12 protein-coding genes and 3 pseudogenes are annotated in these 17,141 nt (G+C 65.6%); 6 read left to right on the forward strand and 9 right to left on the reverse strand.

The window, feature by feature from the left end:
- The first annotated feature begins 198 nt into the window (after positions 1-198).
- The 5 genes and pseudogenes from F6X37_RS27980 to F6X37_RS27995 all read left to right on the forward strand — a co-directional run bounded on the left by F6X37_RS27980 (position 199) and on the right by F6X37_RS27995 (position 3,727).
- On the forward strand, positions 199-627 hold the full coding sequence (locus F6X37_RS27980) for a cupin domain-containing protein (protein ID WP_187613541.1): 429 nt from the start codon (positions 199-201) through the stop codon (positions 625-627).
- Positions 602-1,303 carry a carboxymuconolactone decarboxylase family protein gene (locus F6X37_RS27985; RefSeq protein ID WP_187613542.1) on the forward strand — a complete coding sequence of 234 codons (702 nt, stop codon included), beginning with the start codon at positions 602-604 and terminating at the stop codon, positions 1,301-1,303. Before F6X37_RS27980 ends, F6X37_RS27985 begins: the two co-directional genes overlap by 26 nt.
- Before the next feature lie 124 nt (positions 1,304-1,427).
- Positions 1,428-1,646, forward strand: a pseudogene (locus tag F6X37_RS37195) (PLP-dependent aminotransferase family protein); the annotation flags it as partial.
- Between the two features lie 128 nt (positions 1,647-1,774).
- On the forward strand, positions 1,775-3,511 hold the full coding sequence (locus F6X37_RS27990; protein ID WP_187613543.1) for an FAD-dependent oxidoreductase: 1,737 nt from the start codon (positions 1,775-1,777) through the stop codon (positions 3,509-3,511).
- Positions 3,512-3,532: 21 nt separating this feature from the next.
- Positions 3,533-3,727, forward strand: a complete 195-nt coding sequence (locus F6X37_RS27995; protein ID WP_187613544.1) for a hypothetical protein — start codon at positions 3,533-3,535, stop codon at positions 3,725-3,727.
- A gap of 107 nt (positions 3,728-3,834) precedes the next feature.
- Here the strand turns inward: F6X37_RS27995 and F6X37_RS28000 are convergent, their stop codons facing one another.
- From F6X37_RS28000 to F6X37_RS28010, 3 genes are all read right to left on the reverse strand, one after another.
- The gene (locus F6X37_RS28000) at positions 3,835-4,818 is read right to left on the reverse strand and encodes a 2-dehydropantoate 2-reductase (protein ID WP_184060025.1); all 984 of its coding nucleotides are present in this window, start codon (positions 4,816-4,818) and stop codon (positions 3,835-3,837) included.
- 71 nt (positions 4,819-4,889) lie between these two features.
- Positions 4,890-5,684, reverse strand: a complete 795-nt coding sequence (locus tag F6X37_RS28005; protein ID WP_187613545.1) for a class II aldolase/adducin family protein — start codon at positions 5,682-5,684, stop codon at positions 4,890-4,892.
- Positions 5,685-5,782: 98 nt separating this feature from the next.
- Positions 5,783-6,982 carry an amino acid aminotransferase gene (locus F6X37_RS28010; RefSeq protein WP_187613546.1) on the reverse strand — a complete coding sequence of 400 codons (1,200 nt, stop codon included), beginning with the start codon at positions 6,980-6,982 and terminating at the stop codon, positions 5,783-5,785.
- Between the two features lie 176 nt (positions 6,983-7,158).
- Between F6X37_RS28010 and F6X37_RS28015 the strand changes: the two are divergent.
- Positions 7,159-7,554: pseudogene (locus tag F6X37_RS28015) on the forward strand (LysR substrate-binding domain-containing protein); the annotation flags it as partial.
- A gap of 58 nt (positions 7,555-7,612) precedes the next feature.
- Here F6X37_RS28015 and F6X37_RS28020 read toward each other — a convergent pair.
- The 6 genes and pseudogenes from F6X37_RS28020 to katE form a co-directional block, all read right to left on the reverse strand.
- Positions 7,613-8,437 carry a helix-turn-helix transcriptional regulator gene (locus F6X37_RS28020; RefSeq protein WP_187613547.1) on the reverse strand — a complete coding sequence of 275 codons (825 nt, stop codon included), beginning with the start codon at positions 8,435-8,437 and terminating at the stop codon, positions 7,613-7,615.
- 100 nt (positions 8,438-8,537) lie between these two features.
- Positions 8,538-9,665, reverse strand: a complete 1,128-nt coding sequence (locus tag F6X37_RS28025; protein WP_187613583.1) for a response regulator — start codon at positions 9,663-9,665, stop codon at positions 8,538-8,540.
- 9 nt (positions 9,666-9,674) lie between these two features.
- The gene (locus F6X37_RS28030; protein ID WP_090809808.1) at positions 9,675-10,316 is read right to left on the reverse strand and encodes a chemotaxis protein CheB; all 642 of its coding nucleotides are present in this window, start codon (positions 10,314-10,316) and stop codon (positions 9,675-9,677) included.
- A gap of 10 nt (positions 10,317-10,326) precedes the next feature.
- Positions 10,327-11,172 carry a CheR family methyltransferase gene (locus tag F6X37_RS28035; protein WP_187613548.1) on the reverse strand — a complete coding sequence of 282 codons (846 nt, stop codon included), beginning with the start codon at positions 11,170-11,172 and terminating at the stop codon, positions 10,327-10,329.
- Positions 11,173-11,206: 34 nt separating this feature from the next.
- Positions 11,207-14,668, reverse strand: coding sequence for a response regulator (locus F6X37_RS28040; protein WP_187613584.1), 3,462 nt, complete (start codon positions 14,666-14,668; stop codon positions 11,207-11,209).
- A 262-nt stretch (positions 14,669-14,930) separates the two neighbouring features.
- Positions 14,931-17,063: pseudogene (gene katE / locus F6X37_RS28045) on the reverse strand (catalase HPII); the annotation flags it as partial.
- Between the last annotated feature and the right edge of the window lie 78 nt (positions 17,064-17,141).

Consider the following 17,141-nt stretch of genomic DNA (forward strand, 5'->3'; position numbering starts at 1 on the left):
ACTCTCCGCTTCTGCAAAGCTGATCTGCCGCTTCATCACTATTGGTCCGTTCCGTGAACTTCCTTCTATAACGTACTCGAACACGTCAGCGATGACGGCCGAGCCTGATAAATCAGTGTTTCCCTAGTCGCATCAATTGCCAGGAGTTAGATTAACAGCAGTGGCATATCGCCCCGACGATACCGACGAGGAACGGTCATGGAATTGAAACGCGCGGGCTTCCAGCCCTCGAAGAAAGGCCCTGAAGAATGGTTTACGGGCACGGTGCGGCTCGACCCGCTGAACGCTCCGCCTCCGCCGGCACGCGTTTCGTGCGCGAGCGTCACTTTTGAGCCGGGAGCGCGGACTAACTGGCATACCCACCCGCTCGGCCAAACTTTGATCGTTACGGCCGGCTGTGGCTGGACCCAGTGCGAAGGCGAGCCGCGCGTCGAAATCCGGGCTGGTGACGTGATCTGGTGCCCGCCTGGCCACACGCATTGGCATGGCGCAACTTCGACGACCGCGATGACACATATCGCCATTCAGGAAGCGCTCGACGGCAAGAACGTCGAATGGCTGGAGAAGGTCACGGACGAGCAGTATGGAAAGGACTGGAAACATGCAAGATCCATTGTCACAAGTTGATCTCACTCTCGTTTCTCCGGCATTCGCGCGTTATACGAGCCAGACCGTGCTCGGCGGCCTCTGGAAGAGGCCGCAACTGTCACCGCGAGACCGGAGCATCGTGACGCTGTCGGTGCTCATCGCCCGCAACCAGACCATCGAGATGCCGTTCTATTTCCGGTTGGCGCTGGATAGCGGTGTGAAGCCTGCCGAGATTTCGGAAATGATCACGCACCTCGCCTTCTATTCCGGCTGGGGAAACGCGACCGCAGCGGCTGTCGTCGCGAAGTGCATCTTCGATGAACGTGGCATCGGTATCGATCAGGTCCCTCGGGCCGAGGTCGAGCCGCTACCACTGAACGAAGTCGCAGAGCAGCAGCGTGCGCAGGCGGTCGAGCAAAGCTTCGGCTCGGTCGCTCCCGGCGTTGTTCAGTACACGACCGATGTGCTTTTCCGCGACCTTTGGCTGCGTCCAGGACTCGCTCCACGCGACCGGAGCCTGGTCACGGTGAGCGCCCTGGTTGCCAGCGCTCAGGTCGCGCAGATTCCGTATCACCTCGGCCGTGCCATGGACAACGGTCTGACGAAGGACGAGGCGTCCGAAATGCTGACGCAGCTCGCCTTTTACGCAGGCTGGCCGAACGTCTTTTCGGCGATGCCCGTGTTCAAGGATGTATTCGCGAAGCGAGCGGCATAAACGTCGATGCCGGATCGTCCACCGGTTGGGAAGCCGCGTTTTTCCAACCGAGGTGGAAGCTCGTCGGCCCGGATGCTGCACTGGCACCGCGGAAGCTCGAACAAACATCAGTTAGGGACCGCGTCTTCACTTCGTCGAGGGCCCTGATGGCCCGGTCGACGACGTCGCGGTTGCGGCGCGCGCCCGCGAAGCGGGGCTCGCCGTTCTGCCGCTCTCGGTCTGGTACGCGAATGCTCGCACGCGAAGCACGCCGCGTGGCGTTGTGATGGGCTTCGCAAACATCGCCAATGCAGGTGAAGCGGGCCACCTCGCGCGGAGCCTGCGCGCCTGTCTGGACGGCTAACGAGCGGCGAAGGTCCAGGTCTCTACCACTCCTCACGCTCGCGCGCGGCGCTGTACCCAAAATGAGGACAGCCGCGCGCGAACGCTGACGCATACTGCACCGATAACGCAAGCAAACTGGAGACACGCATGACCCGCCCGTTCAAGCCCTATCCGTTCGCCCCGCGCCGCTATCCGGCCGTGATGCCGCCGCTCATCGACGGACGCGATCCACAAGCGCGCGCCGTCGCGATCGTCGGCGGCGGTCCGGTCGGCATGACGCTCGCGCTTGCGCTCGCGCGCCAGGGCGTGCGCTCGGTGCTGATCGAGGCGGACGACAGCGTGTGCACCGGCAGCCGCGCGATCTGCATCTCGCGACGCAGCCTCGAAATCTTCAAGCGGCTCGGCGTCGTCGACGGCTTTCTGCAAAAGGGGCTGGCGTGGACCGGCGGGCGCAGTTTCTATCGCGACACCGAGGTGTTCCGCTTCGCGATGCATCAGGACGACGAGCAGTCGCTGCCGCCGATGATCAATATCGCGCAGTATCAGATCGAGCAGTTGCTGCTCGACGAGATCGAACGGCATGCCGATCTGATCGACGTGCGCTGGCAAACGCGTGTGACGGGCCTCGAGCAACGGCCGCAGGGCGGCGCGAGCTTGACCTTGCGCAGCGCCGATCCTGCCGATCCGCAAGGCAAAAGCTGGCAGATGGACGCTGCGTGGGTCGTCGCCTGCGACGGCGGACGCAGCACGATCCGCGACCTGCTCGGGCTGAAGCTCACAGGCACGACCTACGAAGGCCGCTACGTGATCGTCGATATCGAACTCGACAGCACGCGCGCGACCGAACGGCTCGCGTACTTCGATCCGCCGTCGAATCCGGGCTCGACGGTGCTCGTGCACAAGCAGCCTGACAACGTGTGGCGCATCGACTATCAGTTACGCGACGACGAAGACCCCGACGCCGCCGTGCTGCCCGAGAACGTGATACCGCGCGTGCAAAACCTGCTCGACTCGATGGGCGAAGCCGGCGCGTGGTCGCCGATCTGGATCACGATCTACAAGGCCAATGCGCTGACGCTCGAACGCTATCGGCATGGCAGCGTGCTATTCGCGGGCGACGCCGCGCATCTGGTGCCGATCTTCGGCGTGCGCGGCGCGAACTCCGGCATCGACGACGCCGACAATCTCGGCTGGAAGCTCGGCTGCGTGATCAATGGGAGCGCGTCGCCAGCGCTGCTCGATAGCTATAGCGACGAACGTGTGTACGCGGCGCGCGAGAACCTGAGCTACGGCATGAAAAGTACCGAGTTCATGGCGCCGCCGACCTTCGCGTTCGACTTGCTGCGCACGGCCGTGCTCGGGCTCGCCGAGCGGCATGCGGCGGTGCGGCCGCTGATCAATCCGCGCCAGACGCATGCGATCGCGTATCGGCAATCGCCGCTGAACTTCGCAGGCGACGGAGCCGATGCGTTCGATCGCGGCCCCGCGCCGGGTACCGTGCTGCCCGAGGGCAGGCTGCTCAAACAATCGCAAGATGGCGCACGGCTCGGCATTCATCTAACCGATCTGCTCGGACCGTGCTTCGCGGCGCTGCGCTTCGAAGCAGACCACGCGAACGATGGTGACGCGTGGCAGCAACTGCAAAGCACGCTAGCCAGCCGGGGCATTCCGTTCAACGTGATCGATATCGTCACGGCCGAAGCGCAATCGGCAAACAGCCCGCGAGCGATCGACCCAACCGGCCGCCTGCACGACATGCTCGACGCACGGCCCGGCACCGTCTATCTGATCCGCCCCGACGGCCACGTACTCGCGCGCTGGCGCAACGGCAGCGCGGCGGCCATTCTGCGCGCGCTCGATGCCACGCTGGCACAGCAGAACTAACGCGCAAGGACCTTCGACATCATGACCGATTCCGATCTCGACCTCGTCTATACGACGCTGTGCATCACGCTGACCCACGAAGGCGAGGCGCAGGCGTCGCTGTATCTCGCGCGTCTCGCGCTCTTGTGCCTGACCGAACTCGACGACTCGCGGCGCGCGTTGTCGTTGATCGAAGCGGCGAAGCTGCCGGCTGCCGCCACGGCCTGGCGCGGGTAAAAAAACCGCCTCCCTGGAGGCGGTTCGCTAGAGGCGGTAACGGCAATGCCGCAGCAGTGCGAGGGAATTACAGCCATCACAACAAAACGGGCGCGGGCAGACCGACCTCACTGCCTCGGATACAAGCCCAACGTACTCGCATGCAGCCGCGCGAGTCCGAGCAACGCATCCGTATAGGGCGTCGGCACGCGCGTCAGTTGCCCGAGTTCGCGCACCGCGCCGACCAGCGCATCGAGTTCGACCGCCTTGCCGGCCTGCACGTCCTGCAACATCGATGTTTTCATCGCGCCGAGTTTCAGCGTGACCGCGTGACGGTCGTCGGGCGCCTGGTCGATCGGGATGCCGAAGCGCGCGCCGATTTCCTTCGCCTCCAGCATGATGTGCGTGACGAAACCGCGCACGAGTTCGTCGCCGAGGATCCGGTCGGTCGTCGCACCGGTGATCGCGCTGACCGGGTTCATCGTCATGTTGCCCCACAGCTTGAACCACACGTCGCGCTGGATCTGCGCCGAAGCCGTTGCATGGAAGCCCGCCGCCTGCAACAGCGCGGCGAGCAGTTCGACACGCTCGCTCGGCTTGCCCGACGCCTCGCCGACGATCAGTCCGTTGCCCTGGTGATGCCGGACCACGCCGGGCGCGTCGATCAGGCAACTGGCGTGCACGACGCAGCCGACCGTCTGCGCGGCCGGGATCGCGGCGGTGATCGCGCCGTCGGGATCGATCGTCTTCAGGCGCTGGCCGGCGAGTTCGCCGCCCAGGCCGTCGCAGAACCACCACGGCACGCCGTTCATCGCCGTCAGCACGATCGTCTCGGGGCCGAGTAGCGGTTTGATATGCGCGGCCACGGTCGCCATCGCCGGGCCCTTCACCGCGATCACGACGAGTTCCTGCACGCCGAGATCGGCCGGCTTGTCGCTCGCCTTCACCTGCTCGGCGTAGATCACGCCGCCTTCGATCAGCCGCAGACCATGCTGGCGCACCGCGTCGAGCGTCGCGCCGCGCGCGACCACACTGACCCGATGGCCCGCCTGCGCGAGCTTCACTCCCATCCAGCCGCCGATCGAGCCGGCGCCGTAGATCGCTACTTTCATCGCCTGAGTCCTTGCCTGTTGCTGTGATTATTGCAGCGTTGATTGTCCCGCTCTTTTACGCGTGGCTTCAATCATTGCCGGAAACTCGCATCGATCCGGTCGACCCGCCGCACCAGCGCATCGAACACGTCCTGTCCGGCGCCGTGGCGCGGATCGAACTGCAGCGCGTCGCGCGAGCAGCGAATCGCGACCTCCTCCGGCACCGGCCGAGCGCGGCCCATCGAGAACGTCGCCACCTGGACTTCGCACGCGCGATTCAGCGTCCACAGAATCGCGAAGGTCTGCGGCAACGTCCGGCCCCACGATAGCAGACCGTGGTTGCGCAGGATCACCGCCTGCCTGTCGCCGATATGCGCGAGCAGCCGCGGCCCCTCTTCCGCATGAATCGTGATGCCTTCAAAGTCGTGATACGCGATCCGGTCGTGCAACTGCGCGCTATAGAAGTTGGTCTGCTGCAGGCCCTCTTCGAGGCAGGCGACCGCGACGCCCGCCGTCGTATGCGTATGCATCACACAGTGCGCGTCGGGCAAGCCCTCGTGAAGCGCCGCATGCACCACGAAGCCAGCCGGATTCACCGGATACGGCGAGCCGTCGAGCACGCGCCCCTGCGCGTCGATCTTCACCAGATTGCTCGCGGTCACTTCGCTGTAGTGCAGCCCGAACGGATTGATCAGGAACTGGCGCTCGGCGCCGCCGACGCTTTCGGGCACGCGCAGCGTGATGTGGTTGTAGATCATCTCGGTCCAACCGAGCAGATCGAAAATCCGGTAGCACGCGGCAAGTTGCACGCGCGCCTGCCATTCGTCCGGATGGATCGCGGCCGATCTGGGCGGGCTCGCCGGTTGCGCTTCGAGGGTCGTGGCCATCGTCGGTGTCTCCAAAATTGTCGTTGTGACGGCGCGCCCGTGCGCGCCGCCCATCATATTCACGCGTGCCGCAACAGCGGCCCGAGCGCCGGAGCGCTTCAGGCGCCCGACACCACCGCCGCGATCGACGACGCGACATAGTCCGCGTTGCGCGCGTTCAGCCCGGCAACGCACATGCGGCCCGAGCGCAGCACGTACACCGCGTATTCGTTGCGCAGACGCTCGACCTGGCTTTCGGACAGGCCCGTGTACGTGAACATGCCGCGCTGCGCGATATAGCGCGCGCGCATCACTTCATCGACGCGTCCGTCGAGCCCGGCGTGAATCACCTTGCGCATCGCCAGAATGCGCTCGCGCATCGCGCCGAGCTCGGCTTCCCACGACGCGTGCAGCGTCGCATCGGCGAGCACGTTGGCGACGAGGCGCGCGCCGTGCGTCGGCGGATTGCTGTAGTTCGCGCGCACCGCCGACATCAGTTGGCCCGCCACGCGCGCCGCTTCGTCGGCGCTCTTGCAGACCACGCTCAACGCGCCGACGCGCTCGCCGTAAAGCGAGAAATTCTTCGAGAACGAGTTCGCGACGATCAGCGGCACGTTCGCGTCGGCGAGCAGGCGCACCGGCTCGGCGTCTTCTTCGAGGCCCGCGCCGAAACCCTGGTAGGCCATGTCGACGAACGCGATCAGCTTGCGGCGCTGCAAAACCGGCACCAGTTCCGCCCATTGCGACGGGCTCAGATCGACGCCCGTCGGGTTATGGCAGCACGCGTGCAGCAGCACGATGCTCTTTTCCGGCAGCGTGTCGATCGCGGCGAGCATGTCGGCAAAGCGCAGGCCGCCCGTTTGCGCGTCGTAGTACGGATAGGTGTTAACCGTGAGGCCCGCGCCTTCGAACACCACGCGATGGTTTTCCCAGCTCGGATCGCTGATCCACATTTGCGAGCCGGGGAAATAGCGCTTCAGGAAATCGGCGCCGACCTTCAGCGCGCCCGAGCCGCCGAGCGTTTGCAGCGTCGCGATCCGGCCTTCGGCGCGCGCCGCGCTGTGGGCGCCGAACACGAGCGCCTGCGCGGTGTCGCGATAGAGCGGCAGACCCGCCATCGGCAGATACGAGCGCGGGCCGATCGCGTCGAGCAGCGCGGTTTCGGCGCGGCGCACCGCGTCGATCACCGGCAGCTTGCCGGCGTCGTCGAAATAGATGCCGATGCTGAGGTTGACCTTGTTCGGCCGGGGGTCCAGCTGAAAGTCTTCGTTCAGGCTCAGAATCGGGTCGCCCGGATAGGCGGGAATATGGTCGAACATGACGGGTCCTTGAAGACGGCCTCTGCAGGCCTGTTGTAGCGGTCGTCCGCGCGCCGCGGGACGACAGGGCAAACCTTGAGTCTAAGCGGGTTTGCCGGGCCAAGTCGACCCGCACGAGTGTCGGTCGTCGACGCGCCGCGCACAATCATATCCGCAACTGCGCGGCCGGCATCGTGCGCCGCCGCGTGCAGTGGCAGCATCTGCGCGACGTGCCGATCGTCGCGACCGGCCGCGACCACGAGCGCGCGGTCGACCAGATGCTCGCCAATCTGCCGGTCGAGGCGCGCATCATTCCCGTCGATGTCGTCGACAACGTGACCACCGCGTTCGGCCTCGCCGCGCAAGGGCTGGCGGTCACGCTCGCGCCAGCCTATGTCGCACCGCTCGCGCGGACCTTCGGCCTCTTGATGAAGCGCATCGTCGATCCTGAAACGATTCGCGAGGTGTGCGTGTATCGGTCGACCGAGCGTGCGCTGTCGCCATCGGCCGACGGCTTCGCGGATTTCGTGATGCCGTGGTTGAAACGCTGGGATCGGGAGACGCAGGCCGAGGCGCGGGGTAAGCGGAGTTGAAGCGGACTCGAAGCGCGATGTGACGCGCGCTGCGGCGCGAGTTTCGACAGATGTGCAGCTAGGGCTGCATACACAACGCGAACAGTTGCCGCTGATTTGAAATCCCGAGCCGCGCGTACGCGCGCTTCTGGTACGTGACGACGCTCGCTGGCTTCACGCCCATCTGCCCGGCGATCTCGGCCGCGCTCGCGCCATCGAGCGTGCCACGCAACACGTCGAGCTCGCGCGGTGTCAGCGTCGGACATGCGCGCCGCACGCGCGCGAGCATCGCCGCACCGGTGCCCTGCTGATGTTGCCCGTTCAGCGCGTATTGGCCCTTCGCCGCATGCGCGAACAGCGGCGCGACGCTTTCGATCCGCTCCAGTTCGCCCGGCGCGAACACGCCGTACGCGCGGTCGCGATACAGGTTGATCGACAGCCACACGCTATCCGCCGGCTGCACGAGCAACGACAGCCGGTCGGACACGTTCGGCTGCGCGTAGCAGGCCGCGCGGTACGCTTCGTTTTCGATTTCGTCGCCGCGCTGCTGATGCAGCACCAGCGCATCGCGCAAAGCGGTGCGCCGGCTGTGGTTCGATTGACCGATGACCGCGCGATTGCCGTCGAGCGCATAGAAATGCGCGGCGTAGCGTTCGGCGACGTCGCGCAGAAAATGCCCGCCGCGATGGTCGGCCGCCGACACCGTACGGGGCCGCGCGTCGAACTCATACGCGAAGATCGTGCACTGCGAGACGGGCAGCGACAACGATTCGCCAACCGTCAGCAGAATGCTCGCGGCGAGCGCGTCGGCATCCGGGTGGGAGATTGCCATGACGAGGTCGGTGGCGCGCGCGGTGCTGATCTGACCGCTGCGCTGCGGTGATGCGAGGCGCCAGGAACGCATGATGGGGATTCGTGCTTGCGCTGCGTGAATTGGGTTGCGGCAAGCGTAGCACAGCGGGCACGCGGTGGCCCACCGGCGTGATCGCGGGCCTGGCGATGCTTTATCGCCGGGTAAACGACCCCCGCTGCAACGCCACCGTCCTCGGCAATTCGATCGTAAAGGTCGTGCCGGACTCGTCCGTGGATACGACGCTGACGTCGCCGCCATGCATGCGCGCGATCTGCTGCACGATATGCAGACCGAGCCCGAGCCCTTCGCGCGAGCGCGCGCCGTTGCCGTTCGACACGAACGCCTTGAACAGATGCGGAAACAGCTCCGCCGGAATCGTGCCGCGATTGGACACCTTCAGGCGCACGCAATCCTCGGCGTCGCCATCGACCTCCACGCCGATATCGCCCTCCGGCGCGCCATGATGCAGCGCGTTGCTGACGAGATTCGACACCGCCTGCCACACGAGATCGGTATCCCACGCGCCGGCCGTATTGCCGGTGCAGGTGAACACGATCTGCTTGCCGCTCTTCTGCGATGCGAATTCGTCGATGACCGAGCGGCACAGCGTCGCGAGTTCGATCGAGCGCGGCTGCAACGGCAGACGTCCGCCTTGCAGGCGCGCGAGGTTCAGCAGTTGATCGACCATCCGCGCCATGCGCAGGGCGCTGTTCTTCACGCGCGCGGCGACGGTTGCGGCCTGCTCGTCGGCGGCCGTGCGCATCAGGTATTCCGCCGACGCCAGCACCGCGCCGAGCGGCGTGCGCAGATCGTGGCTGAGCACCGCCATCAGCATCTCGTTCGCTTCGAGCATCTGGCGCGTCGTCACCAGTTGCGCGGCGAGCTCGCGCTTCTGCTGCTCCAGCTGCACGAACACGTCGACCTTCGACTGCAGGATGCGCGGATCGAACGGCTTGTACAGAAAGTCGACCGCGCCCGCCTCATAGCCACGGAACGTGCGCGACGCGTCCTGCGCGGTCGCGCTCAGGAAGATGATCGGAACGTGCGACGTGCGCGGGCTGCCGCGCATCAGCGCGGCCAGCTCGAAGCCGTTCATGCCGGGCATATTGACGTCGAGAATCGCCAGCGCGACTTCGTGCTTGAGCAGCAGATCGAGCGCGGCGGTGCCGCAGTCGGCGACCAGCACCGCGACGTCGGGCCGCGCGAGCAACGCTTGCAGCGCGGTGATGTTGTGGACGATGTCGTCGACGATCAGGATGTTCACAGGTGAGTTCGTAATGGCACCGGATCAGAGGGAAGTCGGCAGCGCGGCAAGGCGCTTCGCCAGGGTTGCGGGATTGTAGATCGCGTCGGCCGCGCCGCGCTCGATCGCCGCGCGCGGCATCTCCGGTGCACCGGCGCTGCCGGGATCCTGCACCCACGCGGTGCCGCCGAGCGCGCGCACGCGTTCGAGCCCGTGCGCGCCGTCGTCGTTGGCGCCGGACAGCAGGATCGCGAGCAGCCGCTCGCCGTACACCGCGGCGGCCGATTCGAACAGCACGTCGATCGACGGCCGCGAGAAGCGCACCGCCGCGGCGGTCGACAGCGCGACCGTGCGGTCCACTTCGACGAGCATGTGATAACCGGCCGGCGCGACGTACACGCGGCCCGGCAGAATCAGCTCCCCCGCATCGGGTTCGACCACCGGCAGCGCGCAGCGATGCGCGATCGCCGGCACCAGATAGCTCGGCGAATCGGGCGGCAGATGCGCGACGATCATCACGGCTGCCGCGAAGCGCGCGGGCAGCGCGGCGAGCAGCACCTTGAGCACCTCGATGCCGCCCGCCGACCCGCCGATCACGACCAGTTGATAGCCGCGGCGCGCGTGCGTCCGCGCGGCGCTGGCGTCGGCGGCCTGGGTGGGCGGGGGTTCACTGGTCGAGCGTGGCATCGCGACCTCGCTAACGCTTCTGATAAATGCGTTCGGCCGCGCGAAACTCGTCGAACGCCGGGTAGTGACGTGAAAACCGCAGGGTTTCCTTGCTGCCCAGGCCGAGAAAGCCGCGCCGCACCAGTGCGTTCTCGAACAGCCCCAACGCGCGATCCTGCAAGCCGCGATCGAAATAGATCAGCACGTTGCGGCACGACACCAGATGCGCTTCGAGGAACACTTCGTCGGTGGACAGGCTGTGATCGGCGAACACCACGCGCTCTTTGAGCGAGCCGGCAAAGCGCGCGCCGCCATACGCTGCATGATAGTAGTCCGACAGCGAACGCGTGCCGCCCGCCGCCAGATAGTTCTGCGTGAAGCCCTGGATGCGTTCGAGTGCGTAGATGCCCGCCTCCGCGCGCGCGAGCGCGTCGGGGTTGATGTCGGTCGCGTAGAACAGCGTGCGCTCGGCGAGACCCTCCTCGTCGAACAGGATCTTCAGCGACCACAGCTCCTCGCCGGTGCTGCATCCGGCGACCCACACCTTGATCGACGGGTAGGTGCGCAAACGCGGCAGCACGTGCTCGCGCAGCGCGAGGAAATACGACGGATCGCGAAACATGTCGCTGACCTGCACGGTCAGGTAGCGGAACAGCCGCGAAAACTCGTAGCCGTCGCGCATGATGCGGTCCTGCAATTGCGACAGTGTCTCCACGTTGAATTCATCGAGCGCCTGCGTGAGGCGGCGGCGCAGCGACGACATCGCGTAGTAGCGAAAGTCGTGCTGATACTTCAGATAGATCGCCTCGAGCAGCAGCCGCAGCTCGATGTCGAAATCGCTGATGCGGTGCGGTACCTCAGATGCGGACGGTTTCATCGCGTTGCTCGCTTGCGTGCCAATGCTCGCGCCGTCAGCGCTGCCGCAGCCACACGCGGCACAGCGCGACGAGCTTGTCGACGTCGATCGGTTTCGACACGTAGTCGTCGGCACCCGCTTCGAGGCAGCGCGTGCGATCGTTCGCCATCGCCTTCGCGGTCAGCGCGATGATCGGCAGATGCGCGAAGCGCGGATTGCGGCGAATCTCGCCCATCGCGGTCAGGCCGTCCATCTCGGGCATCATGATGTCCATCAGCACCAGATGCACTTCCGGCCCGTTCTCCAGTTCGTCGAGCGCCTCGCGGCCGTTGCGCGCGATCAGCAGTTTCGCGCCGAGCGGCTCCAGCACGTGCGACAGCGCGAAGATGTTGCGCACGTCGTCTTCGGCGAGCAGGATCGTGCGGCCCTCGAACGCATTGTCGCGTTGCCGCACGGTGCGCAGCATGCGCTGCTGCTCCGGCGCGAGCGACGACTCGACGCTATGCAGAAACAGCGTGACTTCATCGAGCAGACGCTCCGGCGATTTCGCGCCCTTGATGATGATCGACTTCGAGTAGCGGCGCAGCCGGTGCTCCTCTTCGTCGGACAGCATGCGGCCCGTGTAGACGATCACCGGCAGCGATGCATGCGCGCTGTTCGCGGCGAGGCGTTCGAGCAGATCGTAGCCGGTGCCGTCCGGCAGCGCGAGATCGGTGACGACGCAGTCGAACGTCAGCGCCGACAGTTGCTCGAATGCCTCGGCGAGCGTCGCGACCGCGACGATCTCGGTGTTCTCGCTTTGCAGCAGCGCGCGGATGCTCTCGCGCATCGGCGCGTCGTCCTCGATCACCAGCACGCGCTTCAGGCGCTGTTGCAGCCGCGCTTCGAGGCGGCGGATCGCGGCCTCCATCGTCGAGCGCGCGGTCGGCTTCAGCGTGTAGCCGATCGCGCCGAGATGCAGCGCCTTGTCGGCATGATCGGTGGCCGACACGATATGGATCGGAATGTGGCGAGTCAGCGGATCGTTCTTCAGCCATTCGAGCACCGTGAGGCCCGAGCGGTCCGGCAGACCGACGTCGAGCAGCACCGCGGCCGGCCGCATGTCGCGCACCAGCGCGAGGCCGCTCGCGGCATCGCTCGCGTGCACGAAGTCGAAGTCGAGTTCGTGCACGAGATCGCGCAGAATCGCGGCGAACGGCGGATCGTCTTCGACCGCGACGATCAGACGGCCCGCGCGGGTGCGATGGTCGCGATCGTCGGTTATCGACGCGGCGGCGGGCTCGGCGGCGCCGGGCAGCAAGGCTTCGCGCGACGCGGTGGGCGGCGCCCGGCTTGCCAGACCATTCGCTGGCGGGATCACCGCGGCGGGTGCGGTGTCGAGCGGCAGCCACAGCGAAAACACGCTGCCCTTGCCGACTTCGCTCGCCACCGTGATGCGCCCGCCCAGCAACCGCGAGAACTCGCGCGAAATCGACAGCCCGAGGCCGCTGCCCCCATATTGACGGCTCGTCGAGCCATCGGCCTGCTGGAACGCCTCGAAGATCAGGTCGAGCTTGTCGGCCGGAATACCGATGCCCGAATCGCGCACGTCGAAGCGCAGCACGTTGTCCTCGACCCTGGCGACCTCGAGCGTGACCTCGCCGCGCTCGGTGAACTTCACCGCGTTCGACAGCAGGTTGCGCAGGATCTGCGTGAGCCGCTGGCCGTCGGTGACGAACGTATCGGGCGTGCCCGGCAACTTGTCGAAGGCGAGACGCAAGTGCCTGGTCGCCGCGATCGGACGAACCATTTCTTCGAGCGATTGCAGCGTCGCCTCGATCGACACCGTTTCGTGCTCGACCGTCAATTGACCCGCCTCGACCTTCGACAGGTCGAGAATGTCGTTGATCAGCACGAGCAGATCGCTGTTCGACGCGTGGATCGTCTCCGCGTAGCGCACCTGCTCGTCGGTCAGATTGCCGCTGCGATTCTGCTGCAGCAGCTTCGCGAGAATCAGCGAGCTGTTCAGCGGCGTGCGCAATTCGTGCGACATGTTCGCGAGGAACTCGGACTTGTAGCGGCTCGACTGTTCGAGGCGCTCCGCATTGGCCGCCAGATCGTTCTGCACGCGTAGCAGATCCGATTTTTGCCGCTCCAGCCGCAGCGCGTATTCCTCGAGCCGCACGTTGGTCTGTTCGAGCTCGGCCTGCTGCGCTTCGAGGCGCCGTTGCGATTCCAGCAGCGCGCGGCCGCGTTCCTCGAGCCCTTCGTTGGAGACCCGCAACTCCTCCTGCTGGACCTGCAACTCCTCGTTCAGCTGCTGCGTCTCGGCGAGCGCATCCTGCAGGCGTTCGCGATACAGCGCCGCCTCGAGAAAATTGCCCATGCTGTGGCGGATCAGCTCCATGAACTCTTCGTCGCGCGGCGTCACCTCGCGCAGGAAGCCCATTTCGACGACGCCGTTGACCTGGCCGTCGTTGTCGATCGGCAGGATCAGCAGATTGCGCGGCGCGCCGCTGCCCGTCGCCGACACGACCCGCACGTAATCGGCCGGCACGTCGCGCAACACCAGCGTGCGGCGCGAGCGCGCGGCCTGGCCGACCAGCGTTTCACCCTCCTCGAAACTCGGAGCGGCCGTCTGCTCGCTGTCACGGCTATAGCCGTACGCGGCGATGCGGCGCAGCGTGCCGCTCTGCCTGTCGCGCACGTACAGCGCGGCGACGAGCGCATCGAGATATTGGGCGAGAAACTCGAGCATCGCGCGGCCGACGAGCGGCGCGCTCGTCTGCCCGACGACCTTGTCCGCGAGCAGGCGCTGGCCCGATCGCAACCAGACCTGCTGCTCGAGCAGCGCGGTCTGTTCGGCCTGACGGCGCAGCACGTCGTCGTAGGTCCCGGACAGGTCCAGCAGTTCGCGACGGCCTCGCCACGCTAGCAGGCCGCTGACGACGAGGCTGAACAGCAGGAACACGCCGACCAGCGTCGCCGTCACGTTGCGCGTCGCTTCGACGCGCTGCTGGCGCAAGCGCAATTCGACGTCGAGAAAATCGCCGAATTCGCGGCGCGTTTCGTCGAATTCGAGCTTGCCGCGCCCCGCTGCGATCGCGCTCTCATAGTCCTGGTTGCGGCGGCGCGCGTCGATGATCTGTTCGGCGAAGCGGCTCCAACGCTCCTGCGAGGCCTCGATCTGCTTGAGCCGCTCGATTTGCGGCGGGTTGTCGGCGACCTGCTTTTTCAATGCTTCGAGCTGTGCCTTGAATTTCGGGCCGCCGTTTTCATACGGCGCGAGGAAACTCTCGTTACCGGTGATCAGAAAGCCGCGCATCGACGATTCGCGATCCACCGCGAGCCGCAGCAATTCGTTGGCGTCGCCGATCACGCGCCCGGAGTGCTCGGCCCAGTTCATCGTCGACACGAGATACGCGATCAAGCCGACGAACAGCGCCATCGTGACGAGGCCGACGCCCAAAGGCAGCGCGATATTGCGGCGAAGGATGCGGCGGAAACGGAGTTGATCGACGGCCGGCGATGCGGTCATTTTTTCTGTAAGTGGCATGGCGAATCGGGTCGATGCGGAATATCTTTCGGGTCTGCGCACGGTGTCGAGTGCCGCGATGCGACCGCTGTCATCATACAAGGACGACCCGCACGCGCGCGACGCGGAATGCCAAAAAGAGCCTGGCCGGCTAACACCGGCCAGGCTCCTGCATCGACGCGTATCGACGCGCCGCGTTTCAGCTACGCTCAGCACCGTTCAGCGGCTAACGCGGCAGCGCATCAGCGCAACCGGCTCGGCCCGCTCAGGCCGGCACCGATTCCGCCTGCGCCGCGCGCGACCACACGCGATGCTGTCCGGCGGCCTTGATGAACGCCTTCAACACATCGGCGGACTGCGAGTCCTCGCCGGTCGCCACGCCGTCCGGCTGCGCGGGCAACTGCGCGGCCGCGAGCAGGTCGCGCCCCGCGCCGAGCGCCGCGATCGCCTTCAGATGCTTGAACGCTTCGAGCACGAAGTGCCGCGCATCGCCCGATTGCGACAGTGCCTTCGCCCCCTTCTCGCCGCCGACGACGATCACCGCGTCGAACATCACCGATGGCAGCCCGGCGATCGTCGCGTCGGGCGCGAGGCCATCGATCTCGGCGAGCGTCGGCGCGATCAGCATCGGCGTCGCGCCTTCGCCCTTGAGCGCCTGCTGCAACTGTTTGATCGCCGCGCCATCGGAGCCGGGTGCGGCGAGCAGAGCGATCTTGCGGGTCTTGATGCCGGGCTTCACGCGATTGAGCAGACTCAACGCCGGCGACGTCTTCGGCCCGACGAGTTTCGCCGTGCCCTTTTTCGGCGCCGGCAAGCCGAGTCCTTCGGCGACCTTCGCGGCGAGATCGGCGTCGAAGTTCGCGAGAATCTCGTTGACCTGGCGCGCGCGAATCTCGGGCTTCGTCACCTTGCCGAGCTCGAACTGATAGGCCGCCGCGATATGGTCTTTTTCCGGCTGCGACATGCTGTTGTAGAACAACGCGGCCTGCGAGAAATGATCGGCGAACGAGTCGCTGCGCACGCGAATCTTCGTGCCCTCGACGCGTTCCTGATGGCTGTCGAAGCCGCCATCTTCAGCGGCCGGATCGGTTTCCTTCGGCCAGCCCTCGTTCAGCGAGTTCGGCTCGTACGACGCCTGGCCGACATGGATCGCCTGCCGATGCATCGCATCGCGCTGATTGTTGACGGATGGACAGACCGGCCGGTTGATCGGAATCTCGTGAAAGTTCGGGCCACCGAGGCGGCTGATCTGAGTGTCCGTGTACGAGAACAAACGCCCCTGCAGCAACGGATCGTTGGTGAAATCAATGCCCGGCACGATATGCCCCGGATGGAACGCGGCCTGTTCGGTCTCGGCGAAGAAGTTGTCCGGATTGCGATTGAGCGTCATCTTGCCGATGATTTTCACCGGCACCAGCTCTTCCGGAATCAGCTTGGTCGGATCGAGCAGGTCGAAATCGAACTTGTGCTCGTCGGCTTCCTCGACGATCTGCACGCCCAGTTCGTACTCCGGATAATCGCCGCGCTCGATCGCTTCCCATAGATCGCGGCGGTGAAAGTCCGGGTCCTTGCCCGCGAGCTTCTGCGCTTCGTCCCACAGCAGCGAATACGAGCCGAGCACGGGACGCCAGTGGAACTTGACGAAACGAGCTTTGCCCTGCGCATTGACGAAGCGGAACGTATGAACGCCGAAGCCTTCCATCGTCCGAAAGCTGCGCGGAATCGCGCGGTCCGACATCGTCCACAGCACCATGTGCGCCGATTCGGGCACGAGCGAGACGAAGTCCCAGAACGTGTCGTGCGCGGACCCGCCGGTCGGCATTTCGTTCGGTGCTTCCGGTTTCACCGCGTGCACGAAGTCAGGAAACTTGATCGCGTCCTGGATGAAGAACACCGGCATGTTGTTGCCGACCAGATCGAAATTGCCTTCCTGCGTGTAGAACTTCGTCGCGAAGCCGCGCACGTCGCGCACGGTGTCGGCAGAGCCGCGCGGACCTTGCACGGTCGAGAAACGCACATAGACCGGCGTTTCGGCGGCCGGGTCCTGCAAAAACGCGGCCTTGGTGTACTCGCGCATCGATTCGTAGACCTTGAAGACACCATGCGCGGCCGAGCCACGCGCGTGCACGATCCGTTCGGGAATGCGCTCGTGGTCGAAGTGCGTGATCTTTTCACGCATGATGAAATCTTCCAGCAGCGATGGACCGCGCGGTCCCGCCCGCAACGTGTTCTGGTTGTCGGCGATCTTGACGCCCTGATTGGTCCTCAGGGCCTCGCCTTGCGGCTTCACGCGATTGCGTTCGAGATCGTTCGATTTCGCGTCGTTCGACTGCGCGGCCCCGTTTGCCTGGGCCGCGGCCTTCTGGGTATTCGCTTTACCTGCCATGGGGATCGACTCCTTGTGTTCAGGCGCGCGGCGACGGAGGCGTCGCGGCGCGCGATCACAGAGTCAGCAAGGGCTATACCCACCAAGTCA

It is taken from the genome of Paraburkholderia sp. 31.1 (assembly GCF_014397645.1).
GTDB lineage: Bacteria > Pseudomonadota > Gammaproteobacteria > Burkholderiales > Burkholderiaceae > Paraburkholderia > Paraburkholderia tuberum.